This is a genomic window from Mycobacterium sp. shizuoka-1, assembly GCF_002723835.1.
Lineage (GTDB): Bacteria > Actinomycetota > Actinomycetes > Mycobacteriales > Mycobacteriaceae > Mycobacterium.
In genome coordinates this window covers 40366-56959 of record NZ_BEWG01000057.1, presented here as the reverse complement: position 1 = coordinate 56959, position 16594 = coordinate 40366, and the positions used below count along the sequence as shown (strand labels likewise).

The 16594-nt window shown below is 67.7% G+C and carries 14 protein-coding genes; 2 read left to right on the top strand and 12 right to left on the bottom strand.

Going from position 1 to position 16594, the window contains the following annotated elements:
* Positions 1-12: 12 nt before the first annotated feature.
* The 11 genes from MSZK_RS17055 to MSZK_RS32645 form a co-directional block, all read right to left on the bottom strand.
* Positions 13-999, bottom strand: coding sequence for an ABC transporter ATP-binding protein (locus tag MSZK_RS17055; protein ID WP_099249867.1), 987 nt, complete (start codon positions 997-999; stop codon positions 13-15).
* Positions 996-1964, bottom strand: coding sequence for an ABC transporter ATP-binding protein (locus MSZK_RS33495; protein ID WP_099249866.1), 969 nt, complete (start codon positions 1962-1964; stop codon positions 996-998). The genes MSZK_RS17055 and MSZK_RS33495 overlap by 4 nt, the downstream gene beginning before the upstream one ends.
* A complete protein-coding gene (locus MSZK_RS17045; protein WP_099249865.1) occupies positions 1961-2902 on the bottom strand; it encodes an ABC transporter permease in 942 nt (313 codons plus the stop codon). The genes MSZK_RS33495 and MSZK_RS17045 overlap by 4 nt, the downstream gene beginning before the upstream one ends.
* The gene (locus MSZK_RS17040; RefSeq protein ID WP_099249863.1) at positions 2880-3860 is read right to left on the bottom strand and encodes an ABC transporter permease; all 981 of its coding nucleotides are present in this window, start codon (positions 3858-3860) and stop codon (positions 2880-2882) included. The genes MSZK_RS17045 and MSZK_RS17040 overlap by 23 nt, the downstream gene beginning before the upstream one ends.
* Positions 3860-5533 carry an ABC transporter substrate-binding protein gene (locus tag MSZK_RS17035; RefSeq protein WP_099249862.1) on the bottom strand — a complete coding sequence of 558 codons (1674 nt, stop codon included), beginning with the start codon at positions 5531-5533 and terminating at the stop codon, positions 3860-3862. Before MSZK_RS17035 ends, MSZK_RS17040 begins: the two co-directional genes overlap by 1 nt.
* Positions 5530-6498 carry a CehA/McbA family metallohydrolase gene (locus MSZK_RS17030; RefSeq protein WP_099249860.1) on the bottom strand — a complete coding sequence of 323 codons (969 nt, stop codon included), beginning with the start codon at positions 6496-6498 and terminating at the stop codon, positions 5530-5532. The genes MSZK_RS17035 and MSZK_RS17030 overlap by 4 nt, the downstream gene beginning before the upstream one ends.
* Positions 6499-6941: 443 nt before the next feature.
* Complete coding sequence (locus tag MSZK_RS17025) at positions 6942-9425, bottom strand: [protein-PII] uridylyltransferase (RefSeq protein WP_099249858.1); 2484 nt, start codon at positions 9423-9425, stop codon at positions 6942-6944.
* 74 nt (positions 9426-9499) lie between these two features.
* Positions 9500-9838 carry a P-II family nitrogen regulator gene (locus MSZK_RS17020; protein ID WP_005148837.1) on the bottom strand — a complete coding sequence of 113 codons (339 nt, stop codon included), beginning with the start codon at positions 9836-9838 and terminating at the stop codon, positions 9500-9502.
* Positions 9839-9874: 36 nt separating this feature from the next.
* On the bottom strand, positions 9875-11206 hold the full coding sequence (locus MSZK_RS17015; protein WP_099249856.1) for an ammonium transporter: 1332 nt from the start codon (positions 11204-11206) through the stop codon (positions 9875-9877).
* 236 nt (positions 11207-11442) lie between these two features.
* Positions 11443-12771: a signal recognition particle-docking protein FtsY gene (gene ftsY, locus MSZK_RS17010; protein ID WP_099249855.1), complete on the bottom strand. Its 1329-nt coding sequence runs from the start codon at positions 12769-12771 to the stop codon at positions 11443-11445.
* 68 nt (positions 12772-12839) lie between these two features.
* Entirely contained in the window at positions 12840-13181 is a 342-nt protein-coding gene (locus MSZK_RS32645) for an STAS domain-containing protein (protein WP_199203377.1), read from the bottom strand.
* 145 nt (positions 13182-13326) lie between these two features.
* Here MSZK_RS32645 and MSZK_RS17000 point away from each other — a divergent pair, with 145 nt between their 5' ends.
* Positions 13327-14586, top strand: coding sequence for a PP2C family protein-serine/threonine phosphatase (locus tag MSZK_RS17000; protein WP_099249983.1), 1260 nt, complete (start codon positions 13327-13329; stop codon positions 14584-14586).
* Entirely contained in the window at positions 14574-15578 is a 1005-nt protein-coding gene (locus tag MSZK_RS16995) for a B12-binding domain-containing protein (protein WP_233211356.1), read from the top strand. The genes MSZK_RS17000 and MSZK_RS16995 overlap by 13 nt, the downstream gene beginning before the upstream one ends.
* Positions 15579-15599: 21 nt before the next feature.
* On the opposite strand, the gene MSZK_RS16990 is transcribed toward MSZK_RS16995, so the two are convergent.
* Positions 15600-16594: AAA family ATPase (locus MSZK_RS16990; RefSeq protein ID WP_158230597.1), on the bottom strand; the 995-nt coding region annotated here is incomplete at its 5' end.

The window sequence follows — 16594 nt, the reverse complement described above, 5'->3', positions numbered from 1 at the left end:
GCGCGATGCCCGTCAGCCCTCGTTGCCCGCCGACGCCACGACACAGGCGACCCGCTGCCCGGCAGCCACGGTGGACAACGGCGGGATCTGCGCCGCGCATTCGGGCTGAGCCACCGGGCACCGCGAGCCGAACGCACACCCGGGCGGCGGATTGAGGGCATCGGGCCGTTCACCGCGCACCACAGCAGGGCGGGTCCGCACCGACGGATCAGGTGACGGCATCGCCGACAGCAGCGCCCGGGTGTAGGGATGGCCCGGCCGGTGCAACACCTGCCGAGCCGGGCCCTCCTCCACGATCCGCCCGAAGTACATCACCGCAATGCGGTCGGCCAGCACGACGGCACTGGCCAGATCGTGGGTGATGAACAGCACGCCCAGGCCGTCGCTGCGCAGATCGTCGATGAGGTTGAGCACGCTGGCCCGCACCGAGACGTCGAGCATCGAGACCGGCTCGTCGGCGACCAGCAGCCGCGGTGTCAAAGCCACCGCCGCCGCGATGGCCACCCGCTGCCGCTGCCCGCCGGACAATTCGTGGGGGAACCGGTCGAGCACCCAGCGCGCCGGTGACAGTCCCACCCGCTCCAGCGCCCGCCGCACCACGGCATCGCGGTCACCACGCGGGACCCGGTGGATCCGCAGCCCTTCGGAGACGATCGAACGCACCGTCATCCGCGGGTCCAGCGAATCGTAGGGATCTTGATGCACCAGTTGAATCGCCCGGCGATACGGTTGCAACGCGGAACCGGTCAGTCGAGCCAGATCGGTTCCCTCGAAACACACCTGTCCGCCGCTGACCCGTTGAACACCCGCAATCGTGCGTGCGACCGTGCTTTTGCCGCAACCGGATTCGCCGACCAGCGCCACGATTTCGCCGGCGGCCACGCTCAGCGACACCTGTTCGACGGCGTGCACCACCGAGCGGCGGCGACCGAACAACCCGGCTGCCCCCACCGGATAGCGCACGGTCACGTCCGACAGCTGCAGCAGCGGGGCGCTCATCGCGACACCTCGGTCTGCGACACGAGATGGCATGCGACAGTGTGGACACCGTGCGACCGGACGGCGGGCTCGAGCTCTCGGCAACGGTCGTCGGCGCGGGGACAGCGGGGCGCATAGGCACACCCGGTGAACGGGGTGTCGAGCCTGGGTGGTTCACCGGGTATCGAGCGCATCCCGGTATCCGACATCGGGTTCGGGATGGCTGAAACCAACGCGGTGGTGTACGGATGTCGCGGGCCGGTGAGCAGGCTGCCCACCGGGCCCTCCTCCACGATGCGGCCCCCGTACATCACCGCCACCCGCTCGGCGACCTGCGCGACCGCGGGTAGGTCGTGGCTGATGAACACCAGCGCCACCCCGAGCTGATCGGTGACTGTGCGCAGCAGCTCCAAGACCTCGGCCTGGACGATCACATCCAGCGCGGTGGTCGGTTCGTCGGCCAGCAGCACCTTCGGTCCGCACGCCAACGCCATCGCCAGCGCGGCCCGCTGCCGCATACCGCCGGAGAACTCGTGCGGATAGTGCGTCGCCCGCCGGGCGCCGATGCCGACCAGTTCGAGCAGTTCACGCACTCGCTCGGCAGCGTGACGACGGCTGCTGTTCTGGTGCAGGCGAATCGGTTCGGCGATCTGCTCACCGACCGTGCGCACCGGGTTGAAGGCGTTCATCGCGCCCTGGAACACCATCGCGATGTCTCGCCAGCGATGCCGGCGCATGCCGGCATCGCCGCCGGCCAGGATGTCGACTCCGTCGAGCAGCACCTCCCCGGACACCTCGGCGTTCGGGGGCAGCAGACCCATCACCGCGAGCACCGCAGTCGACTTGCCGCACCCCGACTCGCCCACGATGCCCAGCCTGCTTCGTTCGGCGAGAGTGAACGTGACGCCGCGGACAGCCGCAACTTTCCCTGTACCCGAGTCGAATTCGACGCACAGATCGCGCACCTGCAACAGTGGCGGTCTCACGCGTTCGCCAGTCGGCCGTGCAGTGGCCGGACCCGGAACCGGCGCACCGCCAGATGTCCGACCTTCAACCGCGGGTTGAGAGTGTCCTCCATGCCTTGCCCGGCCACGGTGGCTGCCAGCACCACCATCGTCACGGCCAGGCCCGGAGGCAACACCACCCACCAGGCTCCGGCCAGCACCGCACCCTGATCGAGCGCGTCCTGGATCATCCGCCCCCATGACACCACCGAGGGATCGCCCAGCCCGAGGAAGCTGATGTAGGTCTCCGCGAAGATCGCATTCGCCACCATCAGAACGGTGTTGGCGACCAGTAGCGGCAGCACGTGCGGGACGACGTGGCGAGTCAGCACGGACAGCGGCGAGGCACCCATGGCCTCGACCCGGCGCACGAAGGTGCGCTGCCGCACCGACATCACCTGGGCCCGGATCAGCCGTGCGGTCGACGCCCAGTACACCAGTCCGATGACGATGACGATGTTGGTCAGGTTCTGGCCGAACACCGCCGCGGCGACGATCATCAGCGGGATGTCGGGGATGACCAGGAAGTAGTCGGTGATCCGCATCAGCAACCCGTCGGTGCGGCCACCGAAATACCCTGCCAGCACGCCGATCACACCACCGATCAGCATGCCCACCAGCGCCGCGACCGAGCCGACGAGCAGCGAGGTACGGGCGCCGTGCACCAGCCTGGTCAGCACGTCGAAGCCGCCACCGTCCAGCCCGAGCGGGTGAGCACCGCTGGGTGCGGCGAATCCGTTGGAGAACTGGGTGTTTATCCCGGTTGGCGCGATGAGCGAGGCGGTGAGCGCGACGACGGCGAACACCCCCAAGGCACCCAGGCCGACCAGGGTCTGACGGTTACCGCTGACCAGACGCCGCAGAGTTCCAGTCCGCTTCGGGACACCGTCGGCGCGGTCAGCGGGCAGCGAGGCGACCATGGGCGATCCTCGGGTCAAGACGGACATAGATGAGGTCGGCGACCAGATTCGCCACGACGACCGCCACCGTCAGCAACAGGAAGATGCCTTGCAGCACCGGGTAGTCCCGTTTGTTGATGGCGTCGACGGCGGCGAATCCGATTCCGGGATAACTGAACACGTCTTCGACGACGATGGCGCCGGCGACGATCGAGCCGGCCGAAAGCGCCACGATCGTCACCAACGGCAGCATCGCGTTGCCGAATGCGTGCCGGCGGACGATGGTCCAGTCCCGCAACCCCTTGGCACGCGCGGTGAGGATGTAGTCCTCCCCAAGGGTTTCCAGCATCGCCGAGCGCACGACGATGGCGTACTGGCCATAACATCCGATCCCCAGGGTCAGCGCCGGCAGGATCAGGTGCTGGGTGCGGTCCACCAACAGATCCCAGGTGGACGGTTCACCGAGGACGTCGAGTGTGGCGCTCTGGATACCCACCGCCGGAAGCCCCACCGCCGCCGCGACGTAGAACACCACCAGCAAGCCGATCCACTGGGTCGGCATCGCGTAACAGGCCAGGCCGGTCCACTGCGATGCGGAGTCCAGGACGGTGCCGCGCCGCCAGGCCGAGACCACGCCGCTGACCACACCGAGAATCAGCGCGATGAGCGTGCCCGCGACCAGCATCGGCAAGGTGTTGACCAAGGGCCCGATGATGGCCTGCCACACCGGCTTTCCGGTCGCCAGACTGATACCGAGATCGCCACGTGCCAGCTGGGCCAAATACCGGACGAACTGCACCGGCAATGGCTCGTCGAGCCCGTACCGCTCCAGTAAGGCCTGGCGCAGCTGGGGAGTGCAGCTGCGGCAGCGCAACGCCGAGACCGCGTTGCCCGGCATCACCCGGAACAGGAAGAAGTTGATCGTCGCGGCGACGAACACGGTGACCAGGGCGAACCAGGCACGGTTCAGTGCGGCCATCAATCCCGTTTCGGGCTGGTGTAGTAGGCCTTACCCAGGGTGAACAGCTCCGGCTCGAATCCGCTCCAGCCGTTCGAACTGGCGGTGACCAGGTTGGTCTCCACGATCTGGATGTAGGGCCTGGCGCCGGCGATCTCGGCCTCGGCCTGCCACACCAGCGCCCGGCGTGCGGCGGGGTCGACCGTGGTGCGCTGCTGCTCGTAGAGGGCGTCGTAGGCGGGATTGCTCCATCCGGTGTCGCTGTTGTTGCCCAGCTCGCTGGTGGTGACCACACCGAGGTTGAAGTCCGGGTCGATGTAGGGATGCCAGTACCAGGTGAACATGTCGGTGTCCTCGTACTTACCGTCAGGCCCGGTGATCAGCGCATAGGCCTGTGTGCCGTCACCACCGGACTTCTCGGTGAGGTCGACACCGACCTTCTCGAAAGCACTCTTGAGCAGCGTGAACTGCAGGTGGCCGTCGTAGTCGGTGTCGTTGGGAACGATGACGGAGTAGCGCATCGGATGCTCGGGTTGCGCTTTGTCACCGGTGGTCGCCGGCACCACCCGCACGCCGTCCGGACCGCGCTTGTAACCCAGCGAGTCCAGGATCTGGTTGGCCTTGTCGACGTCGTTGGGCAGCGGCTTGACATCGGGATTGACCCAGTCACCGGACCAGCCGGACAGGATGTTGGCCCACGGCTTGGCCTCGCCGCCGAAGACGGTGCCGACGATCTGCTCGCGGGGCAGCGCGTATTCGAACGCCTCCCGCAGGGTGGGGTTGAGCAGTTCACGGTTGAGCTTCCTGGCGTCGCTGGAGTTGAAGCCAAGATTGGTCACCTCGTTGCCGGGCTGGCTCGCGACGGTGATGCCCGGGACGGATTTCAGTTGGGCGGCATCCTTGAACGGGATGTTGTCGACGAACCCGAGTCGGCCGGCCTTCAAGTCCGCGATCAGCGCGGTCGGGTTGGTGTAGTAGGTCAACGCCACTGCCGAGGCATGCGGCTTGGGACCGTAGAAGTTCGGATTGGGTGTGAAGACCGTGGTGCCCTTGTCTTCGTACTTGGTGACCGTGAAGGGACCGCCCGCGACCACCGGTAGCTGCTGTTCGGGCTTGAAATCGGTCAGGCCCGAACCGCCGTCTCCGGTCGCATGGGTCTGCCAGATGTGTTTGGGCAGCACATACATCTGCTCGAGGTTGGCCATCGCCGGGCCCATCGGCTGCTCATAGTGGATGACCAGGGTGTGCGGGTCGGGAGCGTCGGCGGATGCCACTCCGGCAAGGACTTTGGCCATCGACGCGGTGGCGCCCTGGGAGTACTTGCGAATGGTGTCGATGGTCCACACGGCGTCATCGGCGGTCAGCGGCTGACCGTCGGACCACTTGCCCTCCTTCAGCGTGAAGGTGATGGTGTGCCCGTCCGGCGATTCGGTCCAGTCTTTGGCCCAATCCCCCTCCAGCTTGAGGCCGGGGCCGTATTGGACCAACTGGGGGTAGAGCATCGAATACGCTGTGCTGTCCTGGGTTTCGATGCCCACGAACGGGTTCAGCGACGAGATGTAGTACGTCGTGCCGATGGTCAGCACGCTGTCGGTACCCTTCGCGGAATTCGACGAACATCCGGTCGCCAGCACCGCGGCGGTGGCCAGCACCGCGACGACGCGACGCCCGATGGCAGTGAGGCGCGCGCTCACAGGACGTTCGTCCAAGCCTGATGGCCGGCGGCGTCCACGACGCGTACCCGGAGATATTCGACTGTGTCGAAGTCGTATTCGATTCGTGCGTGAGTGATCATGCCTGTCCCGTCGGTCTGGAAAACTTTGCCGGTCTTTCTGCCGCCGCGGCCCGCGGTGATGCTGGCCCCGTTCTCCCTGCTGGTGGTGACGTGGATCGAGCGCGCCGGCGAGCACCTGACCTCGACGCCGCCGTCGTCGGTGTGGACCTCGAGGATCGCCGGTCCGCTGGAGGCATACGAGTCGCCGGCCCGAAGAGCCCGGACCACCGCTTCCGGGGTGCGTTCGGCCACCTTCACCCACGTCCACGCCAGCCCGATGTCGAACAGCGGCATGTGCGAGTCGTCGGTGGCGATGGCGTGCAGCGCAAGCCCGCGCTGCAACGCCTCGTCCCACAGCAGTGAGGAGTCACCCCGGCCACCCTCGTACTCGGCACTCCCGTTGAAGATCTCCACACCGGCCAGATGCGGGGCGTCGTCGAAGGCATCCGAGCCCGCTCCCGTCCAGTACGGATGGGCAAGGTAGGCCACTCCGCCCTGGTCATGGGCCCAGGCCGCGCACGCCTCGACTGACGGGAAAGTGCGCTGTTCCCAGTGTTCCTCGGTGTTGACCAACCAGTTGCGGCGGTCACCGCCGGGATCGTCGGGGATGTCGCTGATGCCGTACACCAGCACATCGGCGGTCCAGCCCACCGGGCCCAGATCGGCGGTGAGCTCGGCCGCCGGAACCGTCAGGATCTCCGGGACACCGTCGACCGTCGCCAGCCGCCAATGGTCGGTGAGGGCCAAGACATCGAAGCCCGCGGTCGCGTACTGGCGGGCCACCGCCTTGGGTGGCAGGTCACCGTCACTGACGGTGGAGTGTGCGTGCAGAGCGCATCGCAACCATTCGCCGTCGCGCTCGAACACATTGAGCTCTGCCAACATTCACATCCAACTTTTTCGCCGTGCCTCCCCCCGGACGACCGGAGATTACCTGGGCCTGAATCGGCGTTCAAACCGTTCGGAAGCCGCTTTCGATGCCTCGATGAACCGCCCGATCACCGATCGTTGCGACAACTCGAGGTGACGGCTCCCTTGGTCGTCGTCGTTACCAGTAGCGCCGACACACCGGTGCTCGCCTTCGTCCGAAACGCTCCGCTCCTGCACGCGCAGAACATGTTTCGCGCTCCGAGGGGCCGGGAAGGGTTTCCGCCCCGTCTGCACCGGTCGTTTGCTCACGATGCTCAGCGTGGCGCCCCGCGAGGTGAACACAGTTGATACGCCACGCAAACCACGGGTCGGCGTTCTCCCGGTGCACGACCGGCGTTCACCCGCGTGAACCCGTGGTGAACTTGTGCGCCATCGGGTCGCGCCGCTCGACGCAGGGACTAACTGGCCTCTTCGACCGGCTTGGCCGGCGGCGGAGCGGGCAGCACCGCATAGAGTTCGCGCTCGAGTTGTTTGCGCACGTCGGCCACGGAGTTCGGCGCCTGCACCGAGATCCCGAACGCGTCGACCACCGACGAGCCCAGGGTGGTGATCTTGGCCCAGGCGATGTCGGCCGCGGCCCGTTCGAACACCCCGGTGAGCAGCGCCAGCAGGCCGGTGCGGTCGGTGGTGCGGATCTCGACGATCAGCTGTCCCTCCCCGCTGCCGTCGTGCCACAGAATGCGTGGCGGCGCAGGCACGGCGTTGATCGGCACCGCCGGCTTGTGCTCCCCGACCCGCCCGGCGCCCTGCTGCGCAGCGTCCCGCTCGCGTTTCTCCAGCGCGGCGATCACGTCGAGTTCACCGCCCAGCGCCAGGATGAACTGCTGGCGCAGCAGCTCCGCAGCCGGCGGCGCGCCGAAATGCGGCGACACCACGAAGGTGTTGATCGCCGATCCCTCGGCGCTGTTGACCGAGGCCGAATGCACCCGCAGTGAATTGAGCGCGAGCACACCGGCCGCTTTTGACAGCAAGCCCCGCCGGTCGGGGGCGATCATCGCCACGTTGTAGGTGTGGGCGCTGTCCCCCGGCGTCATCTCGACGTGTACCCCACCATCGGTGGCCAGCGAGAGGTGATGCGGGTCAATTGGATCCGCGTGCGGCAGCGGCTCGCCGGCCAGCACCAGCCGGACCCGCCGGACCAGGTCGCCGATGAGTGAGGCTTTCCAGTCACCCCATACCCCGGGCCCGGTCGCCAGCGAATCCGCCTCGGCCAGGGCGTCGAGCAGCTCGAGCAGCACCGGGTCACCGCCCAGTGCATCGACGACACCGGCGATGGTCTGCGGATCCTGCAGATCACGCCGGGTCGCGGTATCCGGCAGCAACAGGTGGTAGCGCACGATCGCGGACAGGATGTCGATGTCCGACGGCCACAGGCCCAGCCGAGTGCCGACCTGCACGGCCAGGTCGGCGCCGATCACGCTGTGGTCGCCGCCGCGGCCCTTGCCGATGTCGTGCAGCAGGGCGCCGAGCACGAGCAGGTCCGGCCGCGACACGCGGGTGGTGAAAGCGCTTGCCCGCGAGACGGTCTCGACAAGGTGGCGGTCGACGGTCCAGATGTGGACGACGTCGCGGGGCGGAAGGTCGCGCACGGCCCCCCACTCCGGGAACAGCCGCCCCCACAGTCCGGTGCGGTCCAGCGCCTCGACGCATGCCACCGTGGTCGGTCCGGCCGCCAGCAACACCAGCAGGTCCTTGAGCGCGTCGCGGGGCCAGGGTGTGCGCAGCTCGGGCGCGGAGGCGGCCAGCCGGCTCAGCGTCGAGCCCGAGATCGGCAAGCCGGTGGTGGCCGAGGCCGCGGCGACCCGCAGGATCAGGCCCGGATCGCGCTCCGGGCGGGCGTCGCGGGCCAGGATCACCTCGCCGGCGAACTCGACCACCCCTTCGTCGAGCGGTCGGCGCGCCGGCCGGCGCAACACCGAAAGTCCGCGCTTGGGAAGGGCATTGCCGGCGGTGCGTAACCCAGCATCGACGTAGTAGCTGATGGTGCGCGCCGCGTCGGAGAGCACCCGGGCCAGGTCGAATCGGTCGCCGATCCGCAGCGCCGCGCCGATCTCGTCGGCGTACTGCGCCAGTAGCTGATCGCGACCGCGTTTGGAGGTCCGATGCAGTTCGGTCCGCACGTTGAGCAGCGCCAGATGCGCACCGCCCAGCGATCCGGTCGGGGATGCCAGGGACTGGCTCGGATACACGTCGGCCAGCTGGGCGATCGCCAGCGCGTTGAGCAGCTGGACGTCCCGCAACCCGCCGCGCCCGCATTTCAGGTCCGGCTCGGCGCGGTGCGCGATCTGGCCGCTGCGCTGCCAGCGCGCCTGGGTGTGTTCGACCAGTTCGTCGAACCGGGAGGCGATTCCGGTGCGCCACTGGCGCCGGGCCCCGCCGATCAGCAGCTGCGACAGTTCGGAGTCGCCGGCGATGTGCCGGACCTCGAGCATGGCCAGCCCGGCCGAGATGTCCTCGCTGGCCACGGTGAGGGCCTCCGGCACGGTGCGAACACTGTGGTCGAGGCGAATATTGGCGTCCCACAACGGGTACCAGAGCAATTCGGCGACCTGCGTGACTATGTCGGCTGGCATGTTGTCGTGCAGCAGCATCAGGTCGAGGTCGGAGTATGGGACGAACTCCCGGCGGCCCAGTCCGCCGGTGGCGACGATCGCGAAACCACTGGTCGCGGTGATGCCGATCTCGGTGGCCTTGGTGGACAGCCAGAATTCGTGCAGATCAAGCAGGGCGTCGCGCAGAGCGGCCGAATCGAGTTGGCGCTGACCACCTTCCAACAGCTGCTGGGAGGCCCGCGCCAGATCCTTGGCGGGTTTGAAGGAGCCCGCCGCCGGTGCCTCCCATCGGGAAGCGCCGGCGGCGGAATCTCTTGATTGGTTTGTCATCTCAGTCCTCCCACTCACCGACGCCAACTAACGCTCATTCGGTGTGGCCGCAAGAAGACGTCACATCGGATGCGTCAGAGAGCGTCGGACCCCCGCTCGCCCGTGCGGACCCGTACAACGGTCTCCACCGGGCTGACCCACACCTTGCCGTCACCGATCTTGCCGGTCCGTGCGGCCTGGACGATGACGTCCACGACCTTGTCGACGGCGGAGTCATCGACAACGACCTCCACGCGGACCTTCGGCACGAAGTCGACGGAATACTCCGCGCCTCGGTACACCTCGGTGTGACCCTTCTGACGTCCATATCCCTGGACCTCACTGACGGTCATTCCGAGAATACCCGTCTGTTCGAGCCCGGTCTTGACGTCTTCCAGCGTGAACGGCTTGACGATCGCCGTGATCAGTTTCATTTCGTTCCCTTCCAAGACACGGTCGATTGTTCCCGATCAGACGAGTTCATAAGCAGTTTCGGCATGTTCGGTCGAGTCGATGCCGGCATCCTCGTCCTCCTTGGAGATCCGCCAACCCAGCGGCTTCACGACGAAGGCGAGGATCGCGGTAAGGACTGCGGTGAAGATCACTGCCGCCAAGGCGATGACGATCTGCACCACGAGCTGCTTGTAGTCGTGACCATAGAACAGGCCGCTCTCCACCGAAAGGAACCCGATACCGATCGTGCCCCACAGGCCGGAGACCAGGTGCACACCGACGACGTCGAGTGAGTCGTCGTAACCGAACTTGTACTTCAGTCCGATGGCCAGCGCCGAGAGGATACCCGCGACCGCGCCCAGCCCGATCGACCCGATCGGCGAGAGAGCACCGCAAGCGGGCGTGATGGCCACCAGACCGGCGACGATACCCGAGGCCGCGCCGACGCTCGTGGCGTGGCCGTCGCGGATCCGCTCCACCAGCAGCCACGCCATCATGGCCGCGGCGGTGGCCGCGGTGGTGTTGACGAACACCAGACCTGCCAGCGCATCGGCGGCACCTTCGGAGCCGACGTTGAAGCCGTACCAGCCGAACCACAGGATGGCCGCACCGAGCAGGACGAACGGGACGTTGTGCGGGCGGAAAGCGGTCTTGCCGAAGCCGAGGCGCTTACCCAGCAGGATCGCCAGGACGAACCCGGCCATACCGGCGTTGATGTGAACGACCGTTCCACCGGCGAAGTCGATGGGCGCGACGTTGGCCGTGCCTTCCTCGTTCACACCGAAGATCTTGGCCGCGATGCCCTCACCCGAGCCCGACAGCAGGCCGCCGCCCCAAACCATGTGGGCCAGCGGGAAGTACACGATGGTGACCCAGAGTCCACCAAAGACCAGCCACGTGCCGAACTTCATCCGCTCCGCCACCGAGCCGCTGATCAGGGCGACGGTGATGACGGCGAAGGTCAGCTGGAAGGCGACCCAGATGATCGCCGGAACCGTGCCGAATCCACCCGACACATATCCGGTCGAGTCATTCCCGAGGTCCTTGGTCTCCATCAATTGATAGACACCGAACAACGAGAAGGGATTGTCGAAGATGCCGGCGATGTCTTTTTCTCCGGTGTGTGCCGACGAGAACGACATCGAGTAGCCCCACAACACGTAGATGATGCTGACCAGCCCGAGGGAGCCGAACGACATCATCATCATGTTGAGGACGGACTTCTGGCGCGAGAGCCCGCCGTAGAAGAACGCCAGGCCCGGTGTCATGAACAACACCATGGCCGTCGCGGCGATCACCCACGCCGTATCGCCCGCGCTCAGGCCATCCGGACCAAACGGCTTGAACACGTCATCGGGTAATCCAAGGGGTAAGGCTGAGAGCACTTTGTGTGAACCTCCTTTGGGAAGTGCGCCGAACTAGTCGGCATCACGAGAAGGTTCGTGGGCAGCGGTTTCGTCGAGGATTCTGTTTCGTTTCAGTGAAGTGAACGGACGCACCAGAGGTGTTACGCTCGTGTTTCACCAGGCATAACCGTGACTTTTCGGTCACAGCAAACCGGTGTATCTTGCGATCTGCAGGTCCCTCAGCCCAGTAGCGCGTCGACGAATGCGCCCGCCTCGAACGGCGCCAGATCATCGGGGCCCTCGCCCAATCCGACCAGTTTGACCGGCACTCCGAGCTCTTGTTGAACGCGGAACACGATGCCGCCCTTGGCCGTACCGTCGAGCTTGGTCAGCACCACCCCGGTGATGTCGACGACGTCGGCGAACACCCGCGCTTGCGCCAGTCCGTTCTGGCCGATCGTGGCATCCAGCACCAGCAGCACCTCGTCGACTGCCGCGCGTTTGCTCACCACCCGCTTGACCTTGCCCAGCTCGTCCATCAGACCGGTCTTGGTGTGCAGTCGCCCGGCGGTGTCGATCACCACGACGTCGGCGCCGGCGGCGATGCCCTTGTCCACCGCGTCGAAGGCCACCGAGGCCGGATCGGCGCCCTCGGCGCCGCGGATCACCTCGGCGCCGACCCGCGATGCCCAGCTCTGCAGTTGATCGGCGGCCGCCGCGCGGAACGTGTCGGCCGCGCCGAGGACGACCCGGCGCCCGTCGGCCACCAGCACGCGGGCCAGCTTGCCGACGGTGGTGGTCTTACCGGTTCCGTTGACCCCGACGACCAGAAGGACCGACGGCTTGTCGGCGTGCGGCAGTGCCTTGATCGACCGGTCCAGACCAGGGTTGAGTTCGGCGATCAGCACCTCGCGCAGCACCGCGCGGGCATCGGCTTCGGTGCGAACGGTGCTGCTGGCCAACCGGCTGCGCAGCTGTTCGATCACCGAGGCGGTGACCACCGGACCGAGGTCGGCGATCAGCAGGGTGTCTTCGACCTCTTCCCAGGACGCCTCGTCGAGGTCGCCACCGCCGAGCAGGCCGAGCATGCTGCGGCCCAGCGCGTTCTGTGACTTGGCCAGCCGTCCGCGCAGCCGCTCCAGGCGGCCTTCGGCCGGTGCGATGGCCTCGATCGCCGGTGCCGGCGGTTGCGCTGGAGCTTCAGGCTCGACCGGCGCGGGGGCCTCGGGCTCGGCGACCTCGACATCCTCGGCCGGCGACTCCTCGACGACCGGGGGCTCGGGCAGCCGGACATCGGCGATCGGTCGCTTGACCGAATCGCGGGGCACGGCCGCGTCGTCGCCGACGCCCGGCAATCCCGTGGTGTCCACCGTGGACTGGCTGGTGGACTGGCTGAACGAGATGCCCGACGACGCCGTGTAGCCGCCAGATCGGTCGATCGGCGTGGGAGTCTCGGAGCTGGGGCGCAGACTGATCTGACGCCGCCGGAATCGAACCAGACCGACGACGAGCGCAGTGACGACCAGGACGGCGATGACCGCGATGGCGATCCAGAGACCCTCTGACACCGTGCCATTGTTTCAGGGCGCGCGGCCGGTCTGCGCCACCCCTGGACAACCGGGTGACCCGGTGGCCGTCAGCTGAGCAGCTCGGTCGCCGCCTGCAGGGTCGCGACGACGTCGAATACCTCGGTCAGACCGACGAGCTTGAGCGGCCGGCTGGTGCCGGGCCCGTCGGCGACGACCACGAACCCGATGTCCGGGGTCGCCATCTCATGGGCGTCCACCAGCACCTGCATGCCCGCCGAGCCGAGAAAGCGGACATCGGTCAGATCGACGATCACCCCACCCGGCTTCTGCTCGAGGGTGCTGGTCAGAAGTTTCCCCAGAGCCGGCGAGGTCAGCAGGTCCAGGGCCCCCGACGCGCTGACAACGGCCGTTGTACCCAGCCACCGCTGGTGGGGTTCGTATGCGTCCACAGCTGCCCTTCGACGAAAGTTCGCCCCGGCGGGCGAGGAACATGTCGGAAAAGGCTGCTGCTTGAACCCCTGTCCACAGTAGCCGACGGCACGGGATCGCCCCGGGTCCGCACGCGCCCACACAGCGGCCGCTAGCGTGGAGTCGATGGCAAACGAGCCCGCACCTGGTGTGCTGCACCGCGACGCCGACGAGGTCGAGTTTGCGCTGAACGGATCGCTGAACCTAAAACGAACCGTGCTGCAGCTGCTGCGCTCCGTCCGGCCTGGGCTCGCGGACTGGGGGCTGGTGGCCATGCCCGAGCACCGCACCGGCGGGCTGGCGCTCTACGGCGGCGACAACGTGTCATTCGGTACCGTCATCCCGCGGTCGTCGGCCACCGAGCGGGGTTTGGATCAGGTGTTGCGCACCGGACAGCGGGTCCACCGCATCATCGGCATGGACGAATCCGCACACGACATCGCCACCCGGCTGCGGCATCCCGGGCTGGCCGAGGAACTCGCCTCGCTGCGCCCCGTCGACGTGTTGGTGTTGGCGATGACGGCGCGGGGCACGACGCTGGGCGCGATGGTCCTGGCCCGCACAGCGGGCCGACGGTTCGACCCCGCCACCATCGGCGAGGCCGAACGGCTGGTGGCGACGGCCGCCGTCGCGCTGGACTCCGCGCGGATCTACGAAGAGCGCGGCGAGTTGGCCGCCGTGCTCAAACGCACCCTGCGGCCGCCGAAACTTCCCCGCCTCCAAGGTTTCCAGATCGCCGCACGCTACCGGCCCGCGGTAGAACACCTCGAGGTCGGCGGCGACTTCTACGATGTCGTCGGCGACGGCGAGGACGTGCTCGCCGTTCTCGGCGACGTGTGTGGCAAGGGCGTGGACTCCGCCGCCTTGACGTTACAAGCTCGCCAAACCGTCCACACCGCAGCCTATTTCGATCGCCGCCCAGACCGCGTACTCGGCGCGCTGAATTCGGTGCTGTGCGAGCAGAATGCCAGCGGCTTCGTCACCGCACTCTGTGTCCGGGTGCGGACGGGGCCGGACGGCCAGTGGGCCGACACCGACGTCGCCGCGGCCGGACATCCCGGCCCGATCATCGTGCGCGCCGGCGGCCACGTCGAGCAGGTCGACGTCGCCGGGATTGCCGCGGGAGTGAAACCTGGTGTGCCGTACCACCCCACCGCGGTCCGACTCCAGCGCGGCGACACCATGCTGATGTTCACCGACGGTGTCGAGGAGGCCCGTCGCGACGACCGCCTCTACGGCGTTCCGCGGCTGCTGGCGATGCTGCCCGCCTATGCCGGTGCCGGCGGCGACGTGATCTGCGAGGCGGTCGAACGCGACGTGCTGGAGTATCTCGACGGTGATCCCCACGACGACATGGCGCTGCTGGCGGTGACGTGCGAGACCTGAGCCGGCTTTCGGAGTATCAGCAGGCGCTGGCCGCCAGGGACCGCACCGCGGCCACCCGCGTGGTGACCCGGCTACTCACCGACGGCGTCGACCCGGTGTCGATTCTGACCGAGGTGGTGGCCGCCGCCCAGCGTGACGTGGGCCTGCGCTGGCAGCGCGACGAGTGGACGGTGGCCGACGAGCACGCCTGCACGGCGATCTCGGTCGCCGCGACCCGCGCGGTGGCCGACCACGTCGAGTCGCTGCCGGCCGGCAACGGATCGGTATTGGTGGCGTGCGCGGAGCGCGAATGGCACGAACTGCCGGCCATGATCATCGCGTGCGCGTTGCGCGCCAACGGATGGGACACCACCGTGCTGGGTGCGGCGACCTCGCCGATGCGACTCAGCCAGCACATTGCCGACCTGGGTCCCGACGCGGTGGCGATCAGTTGTTCGGTGCTCGGGGCGCTGCCGACCACCCGCCGGTTCATCGAGGCGGCCGCCGCGGCTGGGGTTCCGACGCTGGTGGGAGGTCCGGCGTTCGGCTCGGACGCCACCCGGGCGCACGCCCTGGGCGCGACCGCGTGGGCCTCGGACGCCCATGCCGCGGTGGTGACGATGATGGCGCTGCCCCCGGTCGTGGGTCCGCTCCCCGACCTACCCGCGGCAGCGGTGACCGAACAGGCGCTACTGGATCTGCATCACGGCGCGCTCGTGGCGAACCTTGCCGAGCGCTGGTCGGTGACCCGCCACGCCGATTTGGCCCCGGCGCCGGCGGCGCTGGCCGCCGACACGTTGAATCAGGCACTGCATGCGCTGTCCGCGGCGCTGCTCACCGGCGACACCCGGCCGGTCTCGGAGACCGCCCAGTGGATCGCCGCGGTCTTGGCCGCTCGCGACGTCGAAACCGCGGCGGTGCACGAACTGGCCGGCCTGCTGGTCGACGTGCTGGACGACTCCCCACTGGCCCGCCAGCTGGTGCAGCAGCATTTCACAGCCGAAACCGACTGAGCGGCAACCAGTTCGACGACGCTACGACGTAGCGGTGGACACCAGCTCTTCGCCGCGCATCCGCTGGGAGATCACCGTGGTGATGCCGTCGCCCTGCATGGTGACGCCGTACAGCGCGTCGGCGATCTCCATGGTGGGTTTCTGGTGGGTGATGACGATCAGCTGCGACTGCGACCGCAGCTGCTCGAACAGCCCGATCAGCCGGCGCAGGTTCACATCGTCGAGGGCGGCCTCGACCTCGTCCATCACGTAGAACGGCGACGGGCGCGCCCGGAAGATGGCCACCAACATGGCCACGGCGGTCAGTGATTTCTCCCCACCGGACAGCAGCGAGAGTCGTTTGACCTTCTTTCCCGGCGGCCGGGCCTCGACCTCGACGCCGGTGGTCAGCAGGTCATTGGGGTCGGTCAGCAGCAGACGGCCCTCGCCCCCGGGGAACAGGGCGGCGAAAACTTGCTCGAATTCACGCTCGACGTCGGCGTAGGCCTCGGCGAACACCTGCAGGATCCGGGCGTCCACGTCGGCGATCACGTCGAGCAGATCCTTGCGGGCGGCCTTGACGTCCTCGAGCTGGGTGGCCAGGAAGTTGTAGCGCTCCTCGAGAGCCGCGAACTCCTCCAGCGCCAGCGGGTTCACCCGGCCCAGTTCGGCCAGTTCCCGCTCGGCCCGTTTGGCTCGCCGCTCTTGGGTGGGACGGTCGAACACCATCGGCGCCGGCGCGGTGACCTGCTCGCCGCGCTCCTTGGCCTGTTCGTATTCGGCCATCTCCAACTCCGAGGGCGGCAGCGTCACCTCCGGCCCGTACTCGGCGATCAGATCGTCGGCGGCCATGCCGAACTGCTCGAGCACCATCTGCTCGAGCTGTTCGATGCGCATCGCGGCCTGCGCCTTGGCCACCTCGTCGCGGTGCAGCGAATCCGTCAGCGCGGTGATCCGGGCGTTCAGTGCGCCGACCTCTTCGCGGGCCGCGGCCATCGCAGTGGCCCGCTCCTGCCGTTCGGCCGCCAGGGCGTCGC